General features: G+C 73.9%; 14 protein-coding genes. 1 reads left to right on the forward strand and 13 read right to left on the reverse strand.

The window, feature by feature from the left end:
- Positions 1 to 2: 2 nt before the first annotated feature.
- Entirely contained in the window at positions 3 to 977 is a 975-nt protein-coding gene (locus ACE4Q9_RS21780; RefSeq protein WP_397985898.1) for a methyltransferase domain-containing protein, read from the forward strand.
- Between the two features lie 18 nt (positions 978 to 995).
- Here ACE4Q9_RS21780 and ACE4Q9_RS21785 read toward each other — a convergent pair whose 3' ends face one another.
- From ACE4Q9_RS21785 to ACE4Q9_RS21845, 13 genes are all read right to left on the reverse strand, one after another.
- Positions 996 to 2,789: an FHA domain-containing protein gene (locus tag ACE4Q9_RS21785; protein ID WP_397985899.1), complete on the reverse strand. Its 1,794-nt coding sequence runs from the start codon at positions 2,787 to 2,789 to the stop codon at positions 996 to 998.
- 60 nt (positions 2,790 to 2,849) lie between these two features.
- Complete coding sequence (locus ACE4Q9_RS21790; RefSeq protein ID WP_397985900.1) at positions 2,850 to 4,187, reverse strand: VWA domain-containing protein; 1,338 nt, start codon at positions 4,185 to 4,187, stop codon at positions 2,850 to 2,852.
- Positions 4,188 to 4,284: 97 nt separating this feature from the next.
- Complete coding sequence (locus ACE4Q9_RS21795; RefSeq protein ID WP_397985901.1) at positions 4,285 to 5,808, reverse strand: PP2C family serine/threonine-protein phosphatase; 1,524 nt, start codon at positions 5,806 to 5,808, stop codon at positions 4,285 to 4,287.
- A 3-nt stretch (positions 5,809 to 5,811) separates the two neighbouring features.
- Positions 5,812 to 8,352 carry a tetratricopeptide repeat protein gene (locus tag ACE4Q9_RS21800; RefSeq protein WP_397985902.1) on the reverse strand — a complete coding sequence of 847 codons (2,541 nt, stop codon included), beginning with the start codon at positions 8,350 to 8,352 and terminating at the stop codon, positions 5,812 to 5,814.
- Positions 8,349 to 9,623, reverse strand: a complete 1,275-nt coding sequence (locus tag ACE4Q9_RS21805; RefSeq protein ID WP_397985903.1) for a hypothetical protein — start codon at positions 9,621 to 9,623, stop codon at positions 8,349 to 8,351. Before ACE4Q9_RS21805 ends, ACE4Q9_RS21800 begins: the two co-directional genes overlap by 4 nt.
- A gap of 40 nt (positions 9,624 to 9,663) precedes the next feature.
- Entirely contained in the window at positions 9,664 to 10,689 is a 1,026-nt protein-coding gene (locus ACE4Q9_RS21810; protein WP_397985904.1) for a glutamate ABC transporter substrate-binding protein, read from the reverse strand.
- A 14-nt stretch (positions 10,690 to 10,703) separates the two neighbouring features.
- Positions 10,704 to 12,155 carry a hypothetical protein gene (locus tag ACE4Q9_RS21815; protein WP_397985905.1) on the reverse strand — a complete coding sequence of 484 codons (1,452 nt, stop codon included), beginning with the start codon at positions 12,153 to 12,155 and terminating at the stop codon, positions 10,704 to 10,706.
- A 198-nt stretch (positions 12,156 to 12,353) separates the two neighbouring features.
- Positions 12,354 to 13,340, reverse strand: coding sequence for an N-acetylglucosamine kinase (locus ACE4Q9_RS21820; RefSeq protein ID WP_397985906.1), 987 nt, complete (start codon positions 13,338 to 13,340; stop codon positions 12,354 to 12,356).
- On the reverse strand, positions 13,331 to 14,596 hold the full coding sequence (locus tag ACE4Q9_RS21825) for a 6-phospho-beta-glucosidase (protein WP_397985907.1): 1,266 nt from the start codon (positions 14,594 to 14,596) through the stop codon (positions 13,331 to 13,333). Before ACE4Q9_RS21825 ends, ACE4Q9_RS21820 begins: the two co-directional genes overlap by 10 nt.
- Before the next feature lie 7 nt (positions 14,597 to 14,603).
- Positions 14,604 to 15,497: a carbohydrate ABC transporter permease gene (locus ACE4Q9_RS21830; protein ID WP_397985908.1), complete on the reverse strand. Its 894-nt coding sequence runs from the start codon at positions 15,495 to 15,497 to the stop codon at positions 14,604 to 14,606.
- Positions 15,498 to 15,499: 2 nt separating this feature from the next.
- Positions 15,500 to 16,441, reverse strand: coding sequence for a carbohydrate ABC transporter permease (locus tag ACE4Q9_RS21835; RefSeq protein ID WP_397985909.1), 942 nt, complete (start codon positions 16,439 to 16,441; stop codon positions 15,500 to 15,502).
- 3 nt (positions 16,442 to 16,444) lie between these two features.
- Entirely contained in the window at positions 16,445 to 17,797 is a 1,353-nt protein-coding gene (locus ACE4Q9_RS21840; protein WP_397985910.1) for an ABC transporter substrate-binding protein, read from the reverse strand.
- Between the two features lie 111 nt (positions 17,798 to 17,908).
- On the reverse strand, positions 17,909 to 19,123 hold the full coding sequence (locus ACE4Q9_RS21845; protein ID WP_397985911.1) for an ROK family protein: 1,215 nt from the start codon (positions 19,121 to 19,123) through the stop codon (positions 17,909 to 17,911).
- Between the last annotated feature and the right edge of the window lie 457 nt (positions 19,124 to 19,580).

The following is a 19,580-nucleotide window of genomic DNA, read 5'->3' on the forward strand; positions in this document are numbered from 1 at the left end:
GTATGGGCGGTGACGACGCACGGACCGGGGAACTGGCCGCCGCCGCGCGGGCCGGGATGGTGCGGGAGATCGCGGCGGAGGGTGCCTTCGCGGCGGACCCGCGGTGGCGCGAGCCGTTCGAACAGGTGCCCAGGCATCTGTTCGTGCCGTACTACTTCGTCGCCGGGCCTCGCGGCTACGAGCGGCGCTGGGGCGAGAGCCCCGACCCGCGGGAGCGCGAGCGCTGGGTGCGCGGCGCCTACGCGGACGAGCCGCTGGCCACCCGGCTGCGCGACGGCGAGCTGCTCTCCTCCAGCAGCCAGCCCTCCCTGATGGCCCGGATGCTGGCCGCGCTGGACGTCGCGGACGGCGACCGGGTCCTGGAGGTGGGCGCCGGCACCGGATACAACGCGGCCCTGCTGGCGCACCGGCTCGGCGACGACCTCGTCACCAGCGTCGAGCTGGAGCCGGAGATCACCGAGGCCGCGCGGGCGCATCTGGCCGCGGCCGGGTACCGGCCGGTGGTCGTCACCGGGGACGGGGCGCGGGGGGTGCCCGAACGCGCCCCCTTCGACCGGATCATCGCGACCTGCGCGCTGCCCACGGTGCCGCGCGCCTGGCTCGCCCAGTGCCGCCCCGGCGCCCGCGTCCTGCTCCCGCTGGCGACCGGACTGCTCGCGCTCACCGTGCGGGACGCGGAGCACGCCGAGGGCCGATTCCTCGCCACGGCCGCGTACTTCGTGCCGCTGCGCGGTCAGGGCCGGGCGGAGCCGGCGCAGACCGGCTTCGCGGGGCTGCCACGCCGGGCCCGCGAGCAGGACACCTTCCGCTTCCTGCGGGCGCTGAGCGGCGGCACGCCGGACCCGCAGGAGGCGTACGCGCTGTGGCAGCGCGAGGAGGAGCCGGAGCGCGACCGGTACGGCGTCACGCTCGCCGGCGGTCGCGGCTGGGCCTGGCTGGACGACCCGGAGGGGCCGTACGCCTGGCCCCTCCCGTGACCGCTTTACCGCCGGGACTCAGCTGCGGCGGACGGTGATCGTCGTCCAGGCGCCCACGTGCACCCGGTCGCCGTCGCGCAGCGGAACCGGCACGAACGGCTGGATCGGCTCCTCCGACATGTTGACCGTGGTGCCGTTGGTCGAGTTCTGGTCGACCACCGCCCAGCTGCCGTCCGGCTGCTGCACCAGCATCGCGTGCTGGTGCGAGACGCCCGGATCCTCCGGCGGCACGGCCAGGTCGATGTCCGGGGTGTCGCCGGTGGAGTGCCGGCGGCGGCCGATCGTCACCTGGTCGCCGGTGAGGGTGCGCTGCTGCTCGGGGGAGTACGCGGGCAGGTTCAGGCCCGTGGCCTCGGGGCCGGAGCGCTGCATCATCGCCATGAAGTACTCGCGGTCCGGGCCGATGGTGGCGGTCCAGGTGGACTGCCCCGGCGCGTCCGGGAAGCCGGGGCCCGCGGGGGCCTTCTCGAAGCCCGGTCCCGAAGGGGCGCGGGTGCCACCGGGCTGGTGGGGGTAGCCGTAGCCGCTGCCCTGGCCGGGGCCGGAGGGGTCGGCGGACGACGGCGGGGAGATCACCCAGTCGTCGTCACCGCCGCCGAAGGAGGGGCCGCCGGAGGAGGGGCCGCCGGCCGGGGGACGGCCGGTCTCCTGCGGGAACGCGGGGGGCGCGGGCGGGCCGCCGGTCGACGGGAACGCCTGCGGGGCGCCACCGGGACCACTGGGGCCACCGGGACCCTGGCCGGGGCCACCGGGGCCCGCGGGACGGGAGGGGTCGCCGCCGAAGGGGCCCTGGCCGGGACCGCCGCCGAAGGGACCGCCGGCCGGAGCGCCGGGGCCCCGGTCGCCGAAGCCGGGCGGCGGGGGCGGGGACTGCGGGTTGCCGGGCTGGGGGTTGCCGGGCTGGGGGTAGCCGTAGCCGCCGCTTTGGCCGCCGGGACCCTGGCCGGGACCCGAGGGTCCGCCGGCCGGACCACCGGCGCCGGGACCCTGGCCCTGGCCCGGAGGGTTGCCGAAGGGGGAGGGGCGGCCGGCCGGGGCGCGGTCGCCGCCGAAGCCGGGCGGCGGGGGCGGGGCCTGGGTGCCACCGGGCTGGGGGTAGCCGTAGCCGCCGTTCTGGCCCTGGCCGCCGGGACCCTGGCCGGGACCCGAGGGGCCGCCGGCCGGACCGCCGGGGCCCCGGTCGCCGAAGCCGGGCGGCGGGGGCGGGGACTGCGGGTTGCCGGACTGCGGGTTGCCGGGCTGGGGGTAGCCGTAGCCGCCGCCGGGACCCTGGCCGGGGCCGGACGGTGCGCCGGGTGCGCCCTGGCCCGGAACCCGGCCGAAGGCGGGCGGGGCCGGCGGGCCGGGGGAGGTCGGCGGGCTCGGCGGGGTGCGGTCGAACGGGGTCGGGCCCGACGGCTCGCTGCCGAACGGCGGGATCGGCTCGGCGGGACGGTTCACCTGCGAGGGCCGCGAGCCCTGGTACTCGTACCCGTCACGGCCGCCGAACGGCGTGCTCGGCGGCTGGAAGTGCGGGCCGCCCGAGGGCCGCGGGGCCGCCGGGGTGTACGAGGTCGCGGTGTTGGTCAGGAAGTTCCACCGGCACTCCTCGCAGAAGGGCGCGCCGCCCTCGCGGGGCGTACGGCACTGCGGGCACAGCTCGGCCTCCCCGGACGCGGCCGGCGGGCGCCCGCCCTGCCGGTCGCCGCTCGGGGGCGGAAAGCCGTAACCGCCGGGCGGCGGGGGCGGAGGTACGGCACCGGCCATGCGGTGACCGCAGACCTCGCACCAGTCGTCGGAACCCGACTGGTGTCCGTTCGGGCAGGTCGGCATGTCGGTGCTTCCCCTTCTTCCTTTACGGGTCCAACTGGATCGCCAGGGACGCTTCCAGGGTCACTTCTTTACACGAACAGTCTTTGTGGACCGGGTCTCCAGAGTCATCTCGTCCGCCTCCGCGACCCTCGTCTTCAACCGCACAGTACCTGTCGCGGCGTCGACCACGTCCACCACCTTCGAAAGCAGTTTCGCAGTATCCGCGTTCCCCGAGGCACTCGCCAGCTGAACCGCCCGCCCCAGTTTGGCCGTTGCTCCGTCGAAATCGCCCGCTTTGCGCAGATCGAGCCCTTGTTTAATGACATGTGCCAGTTCGGCCTGGCCCGTGTAATGGGCGACCTGAGGGCTGATCGCGGTGGAGGCCGCCATGTCGTCGGTCCACACGGCCCGTACGAGGCCCTGCGCGCCGAGGCTCTGTGCCGTCCCGTCCGCTTGCGGGACCACCAACGACACCCGCGCGGCCAGCATTTCGCGGCCCAGGCCGGCCGGGGGGACCTCCACGCACAGGTGGTAGTCGCGGGACTCGTCGCCCCAGGAACCGGTCGGGTAGTCCCCGGCGCGTGGTCCGGCCTCGGCGCGGCGGCCGGTCAAGTCCTCGACGGCCGGGGCGACTTGCTTGAGGAAGCGGATGGCGGTGCCGACCGGCGTCCACACCCGCAGGGCGACGTCGGCGACCTCCTTGCCCATCGCCGTCTCCATCATCCGCGTGAAGTCGTCGGCGAGGCCGGCCGGGTCGGCGACGATGTCGGCGGTGCCGAGGAGCGCGGAGGCGATCCCTGTGACTTCTTTCACTTCCCAGTCGGTGCCCACGCCCCGCGCGTCACAGGTGAACCGCCCGGCGCAGGCGTCCAGGGCGGCGCGCAGCTCCTCGGGCGACTCGTGCTCGTTGCGCCCGTCGGTGAGCAGGATGCCGTGTCGCAGGGTGGCGTCCGCCGAGGACAGCAGCCGGTCGGCGAGGCGCAGCCAGGTGCCGATGGCCGTACCGCCGCCCGAGGTGAGGCGGCTCAGTGCCTGCTTGGCCGCCGCACGGGTGGCGGGGTCCGCGATCGCGAGGCGGCCGCCGCCGGGATAGACCTCGGTGGCCACATGGGTGCCGGCGATCACCGCGAAGTGGGTGCCGTCGCGCAGGGTGTCCACCGCGGCGGCCGTGGCGTCCCGCGCGTTGCGCATCTTCGTCGGCGGGTAGTCCATGGAACCCGAGCAGTCGACCATGATCGCCACGGCGGCGCAGGGCCGCCCCGCGGCGGCGACCGGGCCCAGGCCCCCGCCCAGCGTGCCGCCCCCCGTCGCCGTCACCGTGACGATGGCGTTGACCTCGCGGCCGCCCTCGGGCAGGTACTCGTTCTGGTACACGTCCACCGAGAACCGTGGCACGCTCGGTTTCGCGAAATTGGCCATACGAACTCAAATCCCCCTCCACCGCCCCGCTTACGCGCGGCGGTGCCGTGTACGGGCCGGTCCCCTCCGGCCCGTGGCCCCCGTGGCCCCCGTGGCCTCAGGCCGATCCTGCCCCCCGCGGTGGTGCCGGGAACGGCAGCACGGCCACTGTTACGTTGTCGTGGCCCCCGCCGTCCAGGGCGTGACCGACCAGGACGCGGGCGCTGTGCAGCGGCCGGACGGCGGCGTCCGCCGGGATCGTCTCGGCCATCTCCTGCGCCGTCTCGGCGTAGTTCCACAGCCCGTCCGTGCACACCACCACCACACCGGGCCGGTCCGGTGTGAACGACGCGGTGTGCGGGTCCAGTTCATAGGCGTCCGCGCCGAGCCAGCCGGTGATGGCGTGGGCGCGCTCGTCGGCGTACGCCTGGGCCTCGCTCATCAGTCCGGCGGCGACCATCTGCGCGGCCCAGGAGTCGTCCTCGGTCAGCCGGGCGGGCGGCGCGCTGCGGTCGTCCGGCACCCAGTAGGCGCGGCTGTCGCCGACCCAGCCGACCACCAGGAGCCCGGCGGCGACCACGGCGGAGACGATGGTGCAGGCCGGGGCGTTGTGGTGCGGGTCGTGCTCGCGGGCCGTGTCCGGGTCCCCGGCCAGCGCGTTGACGGCCTGCGCGGCGGCGACGATCGCCTCGTGCATGGCCGCCTGCGGGTGTGTGCCGCGCGGCAGGGCGGCGAGCAGGGTGTCGCCGGCCGCGCGCGCGGCGGCGGCCGACGCCTCGTCCGGGCGGGTCGCGGAGGAGACGCCGTCACAGACGACGGCGTGCGTGGCGGGGCTGCCGTCGGGCAGCGTGGTGTGGCCGAGGGCGAAGAAGTCCTCGTTGCGGTGGTGGCGCAGCCCGCGGTCGCTGACGGCGGCGGCCGGGCCCGACTCCCGCTCCATGTGGTCGCGTTCGCGGGGCTGGGCGTGCCCGCAGTTCTCGCAGTAGCCGTCGCTGTCCACGCGGCCGGCGCGGCAGGCGACACAGGTCGTGGCGGGCGGCGCGGGCTGCGGCTCGGGCGCGAGGGTCTCGTCCGCAGCGCGGGGGTCGGGGGCCTGCAAGGGGTACTCCTCGGGTTCCGCCGGGCGGTCGAAACGGACGCCGGACGCGGGCTGACCCGCGGGCGCCTCGGGCGCGCCGGGGTGCAGCGGGTGGCCGCCCGAGTCGGTGCCGGGCAGGTCGGTCGGCAGATGCGTCGTGGGGGAGGCGGAGTCGGAGCGGTGGGGCTCGGGGGCGGGCCACTCCACGTCGTCCCCGGCGGCCGGAGAACCGGGGCCCGGCGAACCGGGGTCAGCCGGACCGGAGTTTGGGGTGCCTGAGTTCTGGGCGCCGGGGGCGGAGGGGCCGGGGCCCGGAGCGCCGGGGGTGGGGGAGTGGGGCATGACGGAGGCCGGCGCGGCGGGGCCGGGCGTGGCGGGGGTGCCGGGGGCCGGAGGGGTGGGCGTCGCCGGCCCGGTCATGGGCAGCGTGGGGTGGTCCCGCGGCGGCGCGGGCACCACCGAGAGGTCGTGACCGCACGCACCGCAGAAGAGGTCGTCCGGTTCGACGGGCTCCGCGCAGCTCGGGCACGTGGCCGGTGCGGCCTGCTGGGGCATCTGCGACATCAACTACACCCACGTCCGGGGGCGGTAACGGTTGGCCCGTTCCACCAGTTCGATCCTCTCCTGGCCGCCGGGGGCCAGCTGGGCCAGCGCGCGGTAGGCGCGCTCCAGGCCGAAGCGCAGGCCCCGCTCGTCCAGTCCGCTGCCCAGCAGCATCCGCCCGCCGGCGGCCGGCCGGGCGGTGTCCTGGCCCCCGGAGAGTATCCAGTCCAGCGCACAACCGAGTACTTCGGCCGACAGCACCTCGCGCCGCGCCGGGTCGAGCCCGTACGCCTGGAGCGCCTCGACCTGCGCGGCGGCGGCGGTCAGGTCCTCCAGGAACGGTACGTCACCCGCGCCCGCGACGCGTCCTCTGAGCCGGGCCCGGACGGCGGCGATCCGGGCGGCCGTGTAGTGGATGGACGACTCCGGCACCGACTCCAGCGCCCGCACCGCGCCCTGCCGGTCCCCGGCGGCGAGCCGCACCCGCGCGAGCCCGAACGCGGCGCTCACATAGCTGGGATCGGTCGTCCACACCAGGTGGTAGTAGTCGGCCGCGTTGTCCAACTGGCCCAGCACCTCGGCGCAGGCGCCGAGCGCCAGCTTGGGCGCGGCCTCGCCGGGGAAGGCGTCGTAGACCGCGTCGAAGGCGAGCGCGGCCCCCTCGAAGTCGCCGGTGGCCAGCGCGGCCAGGCCCCGGTACCAGACCACCCGCCAGTCCTCGGGCCGCTCCTCGTCCAGCGCGGCGAGCCCGGTCGCGGCGCCGTAGTGGTCCCCGGTCTCCAGCCGCGCCCGCACCTGCCGCAGCCGCGTCTCCACGCTCTGCGCGGGCACCGCCGTCAGCGCCCCGAGCAGTTCCGCGGGCGCGGACGCCACGAGGCCCGCGAGGAACCCGGCGTTGGGATCGGCCGGGTCGACCAGGGGCACGGGCAGCGCGAGGGCCGTGGCGGCGATGTCGAGCGGCTTGACCAGGGCGGCCGGTGCCGCGGCGGCCGGAGCCGGGGTGGTCAGCTCCAGGGTGGTCGGTGCCGGGGTGCTCGCGGTAGGGGGACGGCCGTACCGACCGCCTCTCCGTGCCGGGATCGTCCGGGCCCCGAGGCGGGACACCTCCCCGTACAGGCGGGGGAACAACTCCGTGTCCGTGACCCGCACTTCGGGCCCGAACAGGGTCGACAGGGCGGGCCGCGCCCGGCCGCTGCGCAGCGCCACGACCTCCCGCAGCACCCCCGTCAGCTGCTCCGCCATCTCCCGCGCGGAGCCGAAGCGGCGGGCCGGGTCGGGGTCGGTGGCGCGCACCAGGAGCCGGTAGAAGGACTCGTAGCTGCGGAAGACGTCGACGGTCTCGGGGTCCGGCAGCGAGTCGGCGTAGACGTTCGTGTAGCCCTGGAAGTCGAAGGTCAGCACCGCGAGGGTGCGGCCCACGGTGTACAGGTCGCTCGCCACCGACGGGCCGGTCTCGGCGACCTCGGGGGCCTGGTAGCCGACCGTGCCGTAGATCGCGGACTCGTCGTCGTCCATGCGGCGCACCGCGCCCATGTCGATCAGCTTGAGCTGGTCCTCGGTCTGGATGGCGTTGTCGACCTTGAAGTCGCAGTACAGCAGGTTGCGGCTGTGCAGGTGGCCGAGCGCCTCCAGTGCCTCGATGCCGTACGCGCACGCCTGCTCCACCGGCAGCGGATCGCGCCTGCCCTCCGGGGTGCGGCGGGCGTTGGCGATCTCCTTGAGGGACTTGCCGCCCACGTACTCCATGACGATGTAGCCGTCGAGGGAGCCGGTGCGCTGGTCCAGGTGCTCCACGAAATTGTAGATCCGCACGATGTTGGCGTGCTCGATCTCCGCGAGGAAGCGCCGCTCGGAGATCGCGGCGGCCATCGCGTCCTGGTCCCCGGTGTCCAGCAGGCCCTTGAGCACCACCCAGCGGTCCGAGACGGCCCGGTCCACCGCCAGGTAGACCCAGCCCAGGCCGCCGTGCGCGAGGCAGCCCGCCACCTCGTACTGACCGTGCACGATGTCCCCGGCCTTCAGTTTGGGCACGAAGGAGTACGGGTGGCCGCACTTGGTGCAGAATCCCTCGGTGCGGCCCGGCCGGTCGCCGCGGGCCCGGCCGACCGGCGCCCCGCAGTCCGAGCGGGAGCAGAACCGTTTGCGTTCGGGCACCTCGGGGTTGTCCAGGACCATCGTCTGCGGGTCGGGCCGCGGCACCTGCGGGACGTCCACCAGGCCCGCGCCGAGCCGCCCGCGCCCTGAGGACCCCGACGCGGAGCCGGAGCTGCGCACCGACACCGAGCGGGCGGTGGCGGCGCCCCCCGACAGGGACCGCGAGAGCCGCCCGGACACCGAGCGCCGGGACCTGGACGACTGCGAGGAGGTGCGGGCGCTGCGGGCGCTGCCGGAACCCCGGCTGTCGGCGGCACCGCGCGTCACACCGGTGGGCGGCGAGCCGACCATCCCGGTCGCCGACACCACGGGCGCCAGTCCGCAGGTGCCGCAGTACAGCTCGCCGCCGCCGACGTCCTCGTACGACCCCTCGCAGCCCGGCCGCTGGCAGGCCCGCCCGGCCCCGCTCATCCCTGCTCCCCCTTGTGCTCCTCGGGCGCGCCCTCCAGCAGTTCGGCCGCCGCCCGCTGGTAGCGCAGCACCGCGCTCTCGGCCACCCGCAGGTCGCAGGGCGCGCTCCACAGCATCCGCCGGGCGGCGTCGTACCGCTCCACCAGGAACGGGTCCTCGGCCAGTCCGTGCCGGGCGACCTTCGCCTTGTAGGCGTCGAGCCGGCCGCGCAGTTCGGCGCGGACCGCGAGCGGCGCGGTGACCGCGGTCAACTGCTCGCGGGCGCGCAGCAGTTCGTCCTCGGCGCGCTGCTCCAGGGACTCCAGCAGCGGGGACAGCCGGTGCCACTGGGCGCTGCGCCGGTACTCGGCCGCCGTCGCCAGCTGCTCCTGGAGCACGGTCGGCGGACCGCTGACCACCGGCACCTCGGTGGCGGCGATCTTCGCCAGCACCTCGCCGCGCGCGGTGCGGGCCTCGGCGAGGGTGCGGTCCGCGCGCGAGAGGACGTCCCGCAGCCGGATCAGCCGGGTTTCCGCGTCCTGGCGCACGGTCAGCACCGCGTCGATCTCCCGGCGCACGTCCTCCAGGGCGCGCGCCTCGCGGTCGTACACCGTGGTGTCCGGGCGGCCGCCGCCGGGCGCGGAACTGCCCTTGGCCGGCACCCAGAAGGCGAGCGGGTCGCGGATCACGTCCGCGCGCAGCCGGGTCAGGGTGCGGGTGATCCGCTCCAGGTCGTCACCGGCCGGGTGCTCGCCGGGGCGCACGCCGACGGAGTGTGCGAGCTGCCGGGTGCGCTGCAACTCGGCGGCGAGGAGGTCGATCCGCGCGGGCAGCGCCGACCAGACCGCGTCGGCGGCGACGACCAGGTCCAGGCTGGTCGCGTACATCTCGTTCATCCGGTCCACCAGCTCGGCCAGCGAGAAGCTCTCGCTGAGCCTGCCGTTGCCGGGGCCGGCGACCGTCACGGAGGTGCCGCGCAGCAGCCCGGTCAGCTCGGCCAGGTCCTCCCGGCTGGACCAGCGGCGCCGGGCGCGGATCTCGCGGGCGCCGCGCAGCGCGGCCGTATACGCGTCGAAGTACGACCACAGCAGGGTGATCCGTGCCTCGGTGGCCTGCCAGCGCTCCTGTGTGACGCCGGACAGTTCGGCGCCCTCCAGGAGCCGGCGGCCCGCGTGGTCCTGGAGGGCGAGCAGCGAGGTCTCGATCGCCTCGTGCTCCTGGCCGAGCCGCGCCAGCGCACGGTCCACCTCGTCCCGGTCCATCACCGGCCCGGCGGGGTCCGTGACGCCCATCGATCACCTCTCGCTTGCTGTGTGTTCCGTCGGCCGTGGTTCAACTGGTGCGCAGATACCGCGGTGCGGGCGGCCTGGACGCCGAGGAGTCCTTTCCCAGTGTGGCCGACAGCCATGTGTCGTACGACGCCTGCCAGCCGCTCGCGCGGTAGGCGACCAGGACCCGGTTGACCCGGCGCACCAGATCGGAGGCGTCCTTCTTCATCGCCACTCCGTAGTACTCGGTCGTGAACGGCGCGCCCTTGAGTTCCACGGTCGGGTCCTGCGCGGCCTGGCTCGCGGCGAGGGCCCCGTCGGTGACCACCGCGTCCGCCTCGCCGAGCTGGAGCCGCACCAGGCAGTCGAGCTGGTTGGGCACGGTGGTGGAGATGTCGGTGGAGGCGGGCAAAGTCCCGTCCTTCTGGTCCGCGGCCAGCTTCGCGTACCCCGTCGAACCGGAGGCCGTGCACACCTTCTTGTGTGCCAGCGTGCCGTTGTACCCGGTGATCGGCGACGACTTGGGTGCGAGGACCTGCTGCCCGGTCTTGAAGTACGGCGCCGAGAAGGCCACTTGGCCGAGCCGCTCGCAGGTGATCGTCATCGTACGGACCACCATGTCCACGCGGCCGTCCTGGATCGCCGAGATGCGCTGGCTGGTCGGTATCGCCTTGAACTGCACCGCGTCCGGGTCGCCGAGGATGTCCCGGGCGATGCGGTGCACCAGGTCGATGTCGAAGCCCTCCAGCTGGGCGCCCTCGGTGTTCGGGTTGCGGTAGCCCCAGCGGTAGCTGTTCTGGTCGACGCCCACGATCAGCTTGCGCCGGGCCCCCTGGCGGGCCTTGATCGCGTCGATGGTCGGGCCGTCGGCGCCGGACGGGGCGAGGGTCTGCTGCTGCGCCTCGGAGTCCTGGCAGGAGCCGGCGCGCACCTGGCTGCCCTCGGCGAGCTGCTGTCCGGCCCGGTCCGGGGCGCGGTGGTGGTGCGCGGCCTGGGTGCACGGCAGCAGCAGGACGAAGGCCAGCGCCAAGGCGCACAGGAGCGCCATCGTGCCGACCCCGCCCCAGCCGCGCAGCCGGCTCGCGTCCATCGCCCCGCCCCTTCTCACCGGTACTCCGAAAGCCTGCGGCCGATCCCCGCGAGCGCGCCCGCCGCGCCGAGCACCGCCAGGGCGGCGGCGCCGGCGGGCAGCCCGGTCATGGCGTCCCGCCCGCGCGCGGCGGCCCGCTGGAACTCCGCCTGCTCATGGCCTATCGCGCGGGCCAGGTCGCTGTCGACACCGTCGAAGCACTCGCCGGTGGTGCCCCTGGCGCCGATCACCTTGTCCAGCGCCTGCTGGTAGTCGCCGTTCTCGTCCTCGGTGCGGGCCGCGGTGTGCCGCTGCTTCCACAGCGCCGCGCCGGCCTCGGCGGCCTTGACGGGGGCGGTGCCGCCGGAGTCGTCGGCGAACCGCTCCGCCCGGCCCAGTCCCTTGCCGAGCACGGCCATGTCCTTGTCGAAGTCGTAGTAGTACGTGTCGTACTGCTTGCCGCCGACCGTGATGGTCTCGGCGCCGCGCGCGACCAGGCTCAGGTTCTCGTTGCCCCGCGCCTTCAGCGAGGCGATGCGGGCGTCGTGCAGGACGGTCAGGGAGCGGATGCCGTGGTCGTACGAGCCGGTCAGCTCGGAGCGGGCGACGGTGTGGCCGACGGTGAGCCACAGCAGGGCGACGACGGTGGCGGAACTTGCTGCGACCAGGCCGCGGTTGAGGACGCGGTTGGTGCGCCGGTAGTCGCGGCGCTGCGCCCAGCCGAGGCCGGCCAGGGTGAGCACGCCGAGCGCGATGGCCGCCCAGGGGTATGGCGTCGCGTCCCCGTAGTCGGCGTCCAGACGCGCGTTCTCCTTGGTGTACAGGTCCTCGGCGGCCGGGAGCATCTGCGTCTGCATCTTCTCGTTCGCGTACCGCAGATACGCGCCGCCGACCGGGTAGCCCTGCCGGTTGTAGGTGCGGGCCCGCTCGACGAGGCCCTTGTACTCGGGCAGCAGCCGGTTCAGCCGGGCGACGGTGGTCTCGGAGGCGCTGCCCGGCTCGGCGTTGGCGGCGGCCGTGACCAGGCCGGAGGCGGCGGCGCTGATGTCCTTCTCGTACCGGTCGCGGGTGGCCGCCGGTTCCTGGCCGCCCGCGAGGAAGCCGCTGGAGGCCGCGGTGTTGGCGTCGGCCAGCGAGCGGTAGATGTCGGCGGCGCCGGAGCTGAGGGGCTGGCTGCGGTGCAGCACGTCGTCCGCGGCGGCGGCGCGCTCGCTGCTCTGCCAGGCGGTGACCGCGCCGAACGCCACGACCAGCAGGGCGAGTACGGCCCCGATGACGCGCAGCCGGCCCGGCTCGGTGGTCGCGGCGGCCCGCAGCCTCCCGGCGCCCTCGGCGAAGGCGGTCCGCCGCGAGTGCGGCCCCTGGGGCGGCTGGGGTGCGTGGGACGGCGCCGGGGACGGCCGACCGGGCTGGGCGGGGATGCCGGGGGCGGCGGGCACGGCGGGACCCGCGACCGGCGGTGCTGCGCTCTGCGGCGGGTGTGTCACTCGACCTCCCCCATGGTCATCCGTACGCAGCCAAGTATCGCCGCACGGAGTGACATTCCGCACCGGCCTTCACTGGATCTTGTGGATACCAGTGTGCGCTGCCCCTATACACGCCCGGGTCAGGTGTTCGGTTCCTCGGGGCGGGGCATGCGCCGGACCGTGCCACCACCCGCGGAAACCGTTTCTCCACAGGGGAGTTCAGAGCGCCTCCCAGTACCTCCGCGCCCGCTCCTGCGCCTCCGCCGGCGCCCCGAGCCGGTCCAGCCCGAGCAGGGCGGCGCCGAGCACCGGACGCGCGGTGACGACGCGCACGGCGGCCTTGGGGGCGCGGGCCGCCAGCCGGGCCCGGATGCCGTCGTCGAGCTGGCCGTGCCCGGCGGTCAGCACGCTGCCGCCGAGCAGCACCGGCACCGGTTCGTCCAGCAGTTCCAGGCGGGTGAGCGCCACCGTGGCCAGCACCGTCACCTCGTCCGCGAGCCGGTCCACGAGCGCGCGGGCCACCGGGTCGCCGCCGGCCGCCGTGGCGAACAGCACCGGCGCCAGCTCGCCCCGCCGCTCGGGCGCCAGGTGCTCCAGGTGCAGGGCCTCGATCAGCGCGTACATGGAGGGCAGCCCGAAGTGGGCGGGCAGGTCGCGGGCCAGCGCCGTCGCCTCGCCCCGTCCGTCCTCCGCCCGCGCCGCGCACCACAGCGCCTCCTCCGCGAGGCCCCAGCCGCCGCCCCAGTCACCGGAGATGCGGCCGATGGCCGGGAAGCGGGCGGTACGGCCGTCGGGCCGCATCCCCACGCAGTTGATGCCCGCCCCGCAGACCACCGCCACGCCCCGCGGCTCGGCGACGCCCGCGCGCAGGATCGCGAAGGTGTCGTTGCGCACCTCCGCCGTGCCGCCCCAGCCGCGCGCGTGCAGCGCGGTCGCCAACCGCTCCTCCTCCACGGGCAGATCGGCGTTGGCCAGACAGGCGGACACATGGGTGACGCGGTCCAGACCCGCGTCCGCCAGCGCCCGCGCCACCGGCTCGGCGAGCGCGTCGAAGGCCGCCGCCACCCCCACCGCCGGGGGCCGGAACCCGCCGCCGCGTGCCGTGGCCAGCACCTCGCCCGCGGCGCCGACCACGGCCACGTCGGTCTTGCTGTTGCCCGCGTCGATGGCGAGCACGCTCGCGGTTCCGGTCGAGGTCAGGCCCACGCGAGATGCTCCCGGTTGTGTGCGATCAGTCTGTCGGTCAGGGTCTCGGCGTAGTCGTACTGTCCGATCAGCGGGTGCGCGAGCAGGGCGCGGAAGACCCGGTCCCGGCCGCCGCGCAGCGCCGCCTGAAGGGCCAGCTCCTCGTACGCCGTCACGTTGACGATCAGCCCCGCGTACAGCGGGTCCACCTCCGGCACCGGCAGCGGCGCGGGACCGGCCGGGCCGACCGCCGCCTGCACCTCGATCACCGCGTCGTCGGCGAGGAACGGCAGCGTGCCCCTGTTCAGCGTGTTCACCACCTGGTACGGGCTGCCGCCCCCGCTGAGCAGCGCCGCCGCCAGGTCCACCGCGGCCTCCGAGTAGTACGCCCCGCCCCGCTTGGCGAGCAGCGCCGGCTTCTCGTCCAGGGCCGGATCGCCGTACATCGTCAGCAGCTCCCGCTCCATCCGCGCCACTTCCTCGGCCCGTGAGGGCTTGGTGCGCAGCTCCCGTACGACCTCGTCGTGGGCGTAGAAGTAGCGCAGGTAGTACGAGGGGACGACGCCGAGGCGGTCGAGGAGGGCGCGCGGCAGGCGCAGGTCGTCGGCGATGGCGTCGCCGTGCTCGGCGAGCAGCTTGGGCAGCACGTTCTCGCCCTCGGGCCCGCCGAGCCGCACCGCGGTCTCCCAGGTGAGGTGGTTGAGCCCCACGTGCGCGAGGTGCACGTCCCGCGGGGTCACCCCGAGGCGGTCGGCGAACTTGCGCTGGAGCCCGATCGCCACGTTGCACAGGCCGACGGCGCGGTGCCCGGCGTGCAGCAGGGCGCGGGTGACGACGCCGACCGGGTTGGTGAAGTCGATGATCCAGGCGCGCGAATTGCCGCGCCGGACCCGCTCGGCGATGTCGAGTACGACGGGTACGGTGCGCAGCGCCTTGGCGAGGCCGCCCGCGCCGGTGGTCTCCTGGCCGACGCAGCCGCACTCCAGCGGCCACGTCTCGTCCTGCTGCCGGGCCGCCTGCCCGCCGACGCGGAGCTGGAGCAGCACGGCGTCGGCGCCCTCGACGCCCGCGTCCAGGTCGGCGGTGGTCACGATCTTCCCGCCGTGCCCCTGTCTGGCGAAGATCCGCCGGGCCAGCCCGCCCACCAGCTCCAGGCGTTCGGCGTCCGGGTCCACCAGGACCAGTTCCGCGACGGGCAGGGTGTCCCTGAGCCGGGCGAAGCCGTCGATCAGTTCGGGGGTGTAGGTCGAGCCGCCGCCGACCACGGTGAGTTTCATACAGAGATCAACCCTTCACTCCGGTGAGCGTGACGCCTTCGACGAATGCCTTCTGGGCGAAGAAGAACACGACGATCACGGGGGCCATGACCAGGACCGTCGCGGCCATGGTGAGGTTCCAGTCGGTGTGATGCGCGCCCTTGAAGGACTCCAGGCCGTAACTCAGCGTCCAGGCACCGGGGTTCTCGGAGGCGTAGATCTGGGGCCCGAAGTAGTCGTTCCAGGCGCTGAAGAACTGGAAGAGGGCCACGGCGGCGATGCCGGGCCTGGCCATCGGCAGCACCACCCGGACGAGGGTGCGCAGTTCGCCGCAGCCGTCCACCCTGGCGGCGTCGACGTACTCGTCCGGGATCGTCGTCAGGAACTGGCGCAGCAGGAAGACGGAGAACGCGTCGCCGAACGCCATCGGGATGATCAGCGGCCACAACGTCCCGGACAGCCCCAGCTGTTTCGCCCAGAAGAGGTACATCGGGATGACGACGACCTGCGGGGGCAGCATCATCATCGAGATCACCAGCATCAGGGCGAGATTGCGGCCACGGAAGCGGAACTTGGCGAGCGCGTAGGCCACGGGGATCGAGGACACCACGGTCAGTACGGTGCCGAGGCCGGCGTAGAGCAGCGTGTTGCGCCACCAGGTGAGGAAGCCGGGCGTGTCGAAGACCGTGCGGTAGTTGCCCCATTGCCAGGTGTCCGGGATCAGGTCGCGGCTCAGTGCCTGGCTGTCGCTCATCAGCGAGGTCAGCAGCACGAACACGAAGGGCAGGACGAAGAAGAGGGCGGCGGCGACGCCGAGGGAGTGCACCGCGATCCACTGGAGCAGTTCCTTGCGCCGGGCGGTCCGCCGGGCGGGCGCGGACGCCGGCGCCGACTCGGTCGGCTCGGCGAGCACTTGGGCCATGGTCAGTCACCTGCCTGGATCAGGCCGCCCCGGCGCCGCATCAGAAGCGCGGTGAACGCCATGGACAGGGCGAAGAGTACGAGGGCGACGACGCACGCGGAGCCGTAGTCGAAGCGCTGGAAGCCGAGGTTGTAGACGAGCTGGGGCAGGGTGAGCGTGGACTTGTCCGGGTAGCCGGGCTCGAACTGGGCGCCGGCGCCCTGGATCACCCCGGAGGCGACCTTCCCCGCGACCAGCGGCTCCGTGTAGTACTGCATGGCCTGGATCACGCCGGTGACGACGGCGAACATCACGATGGGGGAGATGTTCGGCAGCGTCACGTACCGGAACCGCTGCCAAGCGGAGGCGCCGTCCAGCTCGGCCGCCTCGTACTGCTCCTTCGGCACGTCGAGCAGCGCGGCCATGAAGATCACCATCAGATCGCCGATGCCCCACAGCGCGAGCAGGGTCAGCGCCGGCTTCGACCAGCCGGGGTCGTCGAACCAGCCCGGCGCCGGGATGCCCGCCTTCTCCAGGAGCGAATTCACGGGCCCGGTACCGGGGTTGAGGAGGAACGCGAAGGCCATGGTGGCGGCGACCGGCGGGGCGAGGTAGGGCAGGTAGAACAGGGTGCGGAAGACGCCCGTACCCGTCTTGATCTTCGTGATGAGCATCCCGATGCCGAGCCCGAAGGCCACGCGCAGGGTCACCATCACCACGACCAGCCACAGGGTGTTGCGCAGCGCGGGCCAGAACAGCGGGTAGTGCCCGAAGACGTAGGCCCAGTTCTTCCCGCCGCTCCAGGTGGGCGGCCGGAAGCCGTCGTAGTGCATGAGGGAGAAGTAGACGGTGGAGATCAGCGGGTAGGCGAAGAACACCGCGAAGCCGATCAGCCAGGGCGACAGGAAGGCGAGCGTCCGCAGGGCCGACCGGCGGCGCTTGGCGGCGAGAGTGACCGTGCTCATCGGCTACTGCGCCTGCGCGATGTCCGTGTCGATCTGCGCGGCGGCCTTCCTCAGACCGGCCGACAGGTCCGTGACCCGGCCGCTCTCGTAGTCGTAGCCCAGCTGCTGGAGCGTCACCAGGTACTGGCCGCCGTTGGGGGAGGCCGGCGTGGTGGTGGAGTCGGGGTCGGCGGCGATGTCCAGGAAGGTCTTGAAGCGCGGATCGTATTTCAGCTTCGGGGACTTGAGGGCGGCGAGGGTGGACGGCACGTTGTGGATGTCGTTGGCGAAGCCGACCACGGCGTCCGTGTCCGTGCTGATGTACTTGACGAACTCCCAGGCGGCGTTCTGCTTGTGGCTGGTGGCGGCGATGCCGGTGACGGTGCCGGTGAGGTAGCCCTTGCCGTACTGGTCCTTCTGATCGTCCGGTACGGGCAGCGGGGCGACGCCTATCGCGAACGTGGGCTTGGCCTGCTCGGCCATCCCGAGCCGCCACTCGCCGTCCAGCTGCATCGCCACCTGCCCGGTGTGGAAGGGGTGTTCGGCGCCCCACTCGTCGCCGAGGGTGGCGCGGAACCTCTCCAGCTTCCGGAACCCTCCGAGTTCGTCCACCAGCCGCTTCTGGAGTGTGTAACCCTCCTTGAAAGCGGGGTCCTTGGCGACGTTCGACTTCCCGTCCTTGGTGAAGTACGTCGGCGAGAACTGGCCGAAGTAGTGCTCGGTGGTGGTCTCCCAGCCGTGGTAGTCGGGCATGAAGCCGAGCTGTTCGTACGAGTCCCCGTCCGGGATGGTCAGCTTCTTGGCATCGGCCTCGAACTCGCTCCAGGTCTTCGGGGGTTGCCCGATCCCAGCCTTCGCGAACGCCGTCTTGTTGTAGTACAGCCCGTACGCGTCCCCGAGCAGCGGCACGGTGCAGCGGTCGCCGTCGAACTGGGTGTACTCGTTCATCGCCTTCGGGAAGGTCCGCGCCGGATCGATGCCCGCCTTCCTCAGGAAGGGGTTGAGGTCGATCAGCGCGCCCGAGGAGCAGAACTTGCCCACGTTGTTCGTGGTGAAGGAGGAGATCACGTCCGGGGCGTCGCCGCCGCCCGCGCGCAGCGCCTGGTTGATCTTGTCATCGGTCATGTTGCCGACGATGTGCACATGGATGTTGGGGTGCGCCTTCTCGAACCCGGCGACCAGCGACTTGACCGCCGCGACCTCGTTCGGCGCGCTCCATGCGTGCCAGAAGTTGATCGTCGTGTCCTTGGTGGGGTCGTCCGTGGCGCCCGCCCCGGACTGCCCGGTGCAGCCGGCGGCCAGCAGCACGGCACAGGCGGCGAGGGCGGAGGCGGCGGTGCGGGTGGCTCTGGTGACTCCGGGTGCTGCGGTGGGCATGGCGGGATCTCCCAGGACGGTCGGGTCGGAGTGGGGAGGGCGCGGTGCGGGCGGTACTCGGGGGTGCGGCGGTGTGTTCTCGGGGCCGGGAGCTCGGGGCCCGGGGGCCGGTCAGCGGGAGGTGTCGAAGACCTCGTCGCGGGTGGTGGCGAGCGCGGCCTCCAGCGCGCCGCGCAGGACGGGGTGTTCGCGGATGCCGCCGAGGACGAGCCGGGGCCGGGCCGCCGCCAGCTCCTCCAGCTCGGCCTGGATCAGGGCGCGCAGCACCTCGCCGCCGGCGGTGAGGGCGGAGCCGCTGAGGACGACGAGTTCCGGGTCGAGGACCGAGACGAGGGCGGCGAGACCGGTGGCGAGTCGGGTCGCGTACGCCTGGAGCAGCTCCCGGTGCGGGCCGCCGCCCGCGTGATCGGCGGCGCGCGCCAGCAGCTCGCGCGCCGCCTCGGTGTACGGCCCCGGCGGCACGTCCGGGACGCCGAGTTCGCGGGCCAGCTTCGGCAGCTCCTGGGCGCCGGCCAGCTCCTGGTAGCCGCCGCTGTTGGCGCGGGTCACCTGGCGCACCAGGGGCGTGCCCGGCACCGGCAGGAACCCGACCTCGCCGGCGCCGCCGGTCCAGCCGCGGTGCAGCCGCCCGCCGAGGACGAGGGCGGCGCCGATGCCCTCCTCGTTCCACAGCAGCACGAAGTCGCCGTGGCCGCGGGCGGCGCCGAGGCGCTGTTCGGCGAGGGCGACGAGGTTGACGTCGTTCTCGTACTCGACCGGCATCGGCAGCGCGGCGGCCAGCTCGTCGAGCAGCGCGGGGGAGTGCCAGCCGGGCAGGTGCGAGGCGTAGCGCAGCCGGCCGGTGTTCGGGTCGAAGGCGCCGGGGGTGCCGATGACGACGCGGTGCAGCTCGCCGCGCGCGAGCCCGGCGGCCTTCACCGCGCCGTCGAGGGCGTCGGTGACCTGCCGTACGACGGGCTGCGCGGGCCTTCTGCCGGGGGTGGGCAGCTCGTACTCGCCGATCGTGCGGCCGGTGATGTCGGCGACGGCGGCGCGGATGCGGTCGGGGGCGACGTCGAGGCCGGCGGCGTAGGCGGCACCGGGGTTGACCGCGTAGAGCTGGGCGCTGGGCCCCGGCCGGCCCTCGCTGGTCCCGGTGACGCGGACCAGTCCCGCGGCCTCCAGACGGGCCAGCAACTGGGAGGCGGTGGGCTTGGACAGCCCGGTCAGATTCCCGATCCGGGTACGGGACAGCGGGCCGTGCTGCAGCAGCAGATCGAGTGCGGCCCGGTCGTTCATCGCACGCAGCACGCGCGGCGTCCCCGGCGTACCGGCCGCTCCTGCCATGGTTCCCGCCACCTGCCTCACTGTTAGGAAACTTTCCTATTGCGCCCGAACGTAAGCCCGCCGGGGAGGAGGCGTCAATACGCGGGAGCTGGGAGGCAACAGAGTCGTTACCTCGGGACCTCAGGCTCGGCGGAAGGGGCGGGTGTCGAGGGCGGGGTACGGCGCGGGGTGGACCTTGGTGTCGTCTTGGCGTTGCGGGGATGCCGGCGGCGGCGTAGGCGCGGAGTTTGGGACCGCTGTCGGTTTCGTAGTCGGTGCAGGTGACCTCGCCGACCAGGTCGATCATGTCGCTGGGGTACCAGCCCGGGTATCTCGCGTAATGGACCTTGTCCGCGCCGGTCGCCTCGCGGTTCAGGACGTAGATGTCGGGGCGAGCAGCGCGGCCGTGGCGCCGGTCCGGTCGGTGCACCGGTATCCGTTGCCCAAGGCGCAGCACCGCTGATGTCCATGGACAGAA

It is taken from the genome of Streptomyces sp. AM6-12, from assembly GCF_044327085.1.
Classification (GTDB): Bacteria; Actinomycetota; Actinomycetes; order Streptomycetales; family Streptomycetaceae; genus Streptomyces.

Excerpts from the sequence above, each read along its gene's own strand:
- ACE4Q9_RS21830 (WP_397985908.1), bottom strand. The coding sequence starts at position 15,497 with ATGGCCCAAGTGCTCGCCGAGCCGACCGAGTCGGCGCCGGCGTCCGCG.
- ACE4Q9_RS21810 (WP_397985904.1), bottom strand. The coding sequence starts at position 10,689 with ATGGACGCGAGCCGGCTGCGCGGCTGGGGCGGGGTCGGCACGATGGCG.
- ACE4Q9_RS21805 (WP_397985903.1), bottom strand. The coding sequence starts at position 9,623 with ATGGGCGTCACGGACCCCGCCGGGCCGGTGATGGACCGGGACGAGGTG.
- ACE4Q9_RS21790 (WP_397985900.1), bottom strand. The coding sequence starts at position 4,187 with ATGGCCAATTTCGCGAAACCGAGCGTGCCACGGTTCTCGGTGGACGTG.
- ACE4Q9_RS21785 (WP_397985899.1), bottom strand. The coding sequence starts at position 2,789 with ATGCCGACCTGCCCGAACGGACACCAGTCGGGTTCCGACGACTGGTGC.
- ACE4Q9_RS21800 (WP_397985902.1), bottom strand. The coding sequence starts at position 8,352 with ATGAGCGGGGCCGGGCGGGCCTGCCAGCGGCCGGGCTGCGAGGGGTCG.
- ACE4Q9_RS21780 (WP_397985898.1), top strand. The coding sequence starts at position 3 with ATGGGCGGTGACGACGCACGGACCGGGGAACTGGCCGCCGCCGCGCGG.
- ACE4Q9_RS21825 (WP_397985907.1), bottom strand. The coding sequence starts at position 14,596 with ATGAAACTCACCGTGGTCGGCGGCGGCTCGACCTACACCCCCGAACTG.
- ACE4Q9_RS21845 (WP_397985911.1), bottom strand. The coding sequence starts at position 19,123 with ATGGCAGGAGCGGCCGGTACGCCGGGGACGCCGCGCGTGCTGCGTGCG.
- ACE4Q9_RS21840 (WP_397985910.1), bottom strand. The coding sequence starts at position 17,797 with ATGCCCACCGCAGCACCCGGAGTCACCAGAGCCACCCGCACCGCCGCC.
- ACE4Q9_RS21795 (WP_397985901.1), bottom strand. The coding sequence starts at position 5,808 with ATGTCGCAGATGCCCCAGCAGGCCGCACCGGCCACGTGCCCGAGCTGC.
- ACE4Q9_RS21835 (WP_397985909.1), bottom strand. The coding sequence starts at position 16,441 with ATGAGCACGGTCACTCTCGCCGCCAAGCGCCGCCGGTCGGCCCTGCGG.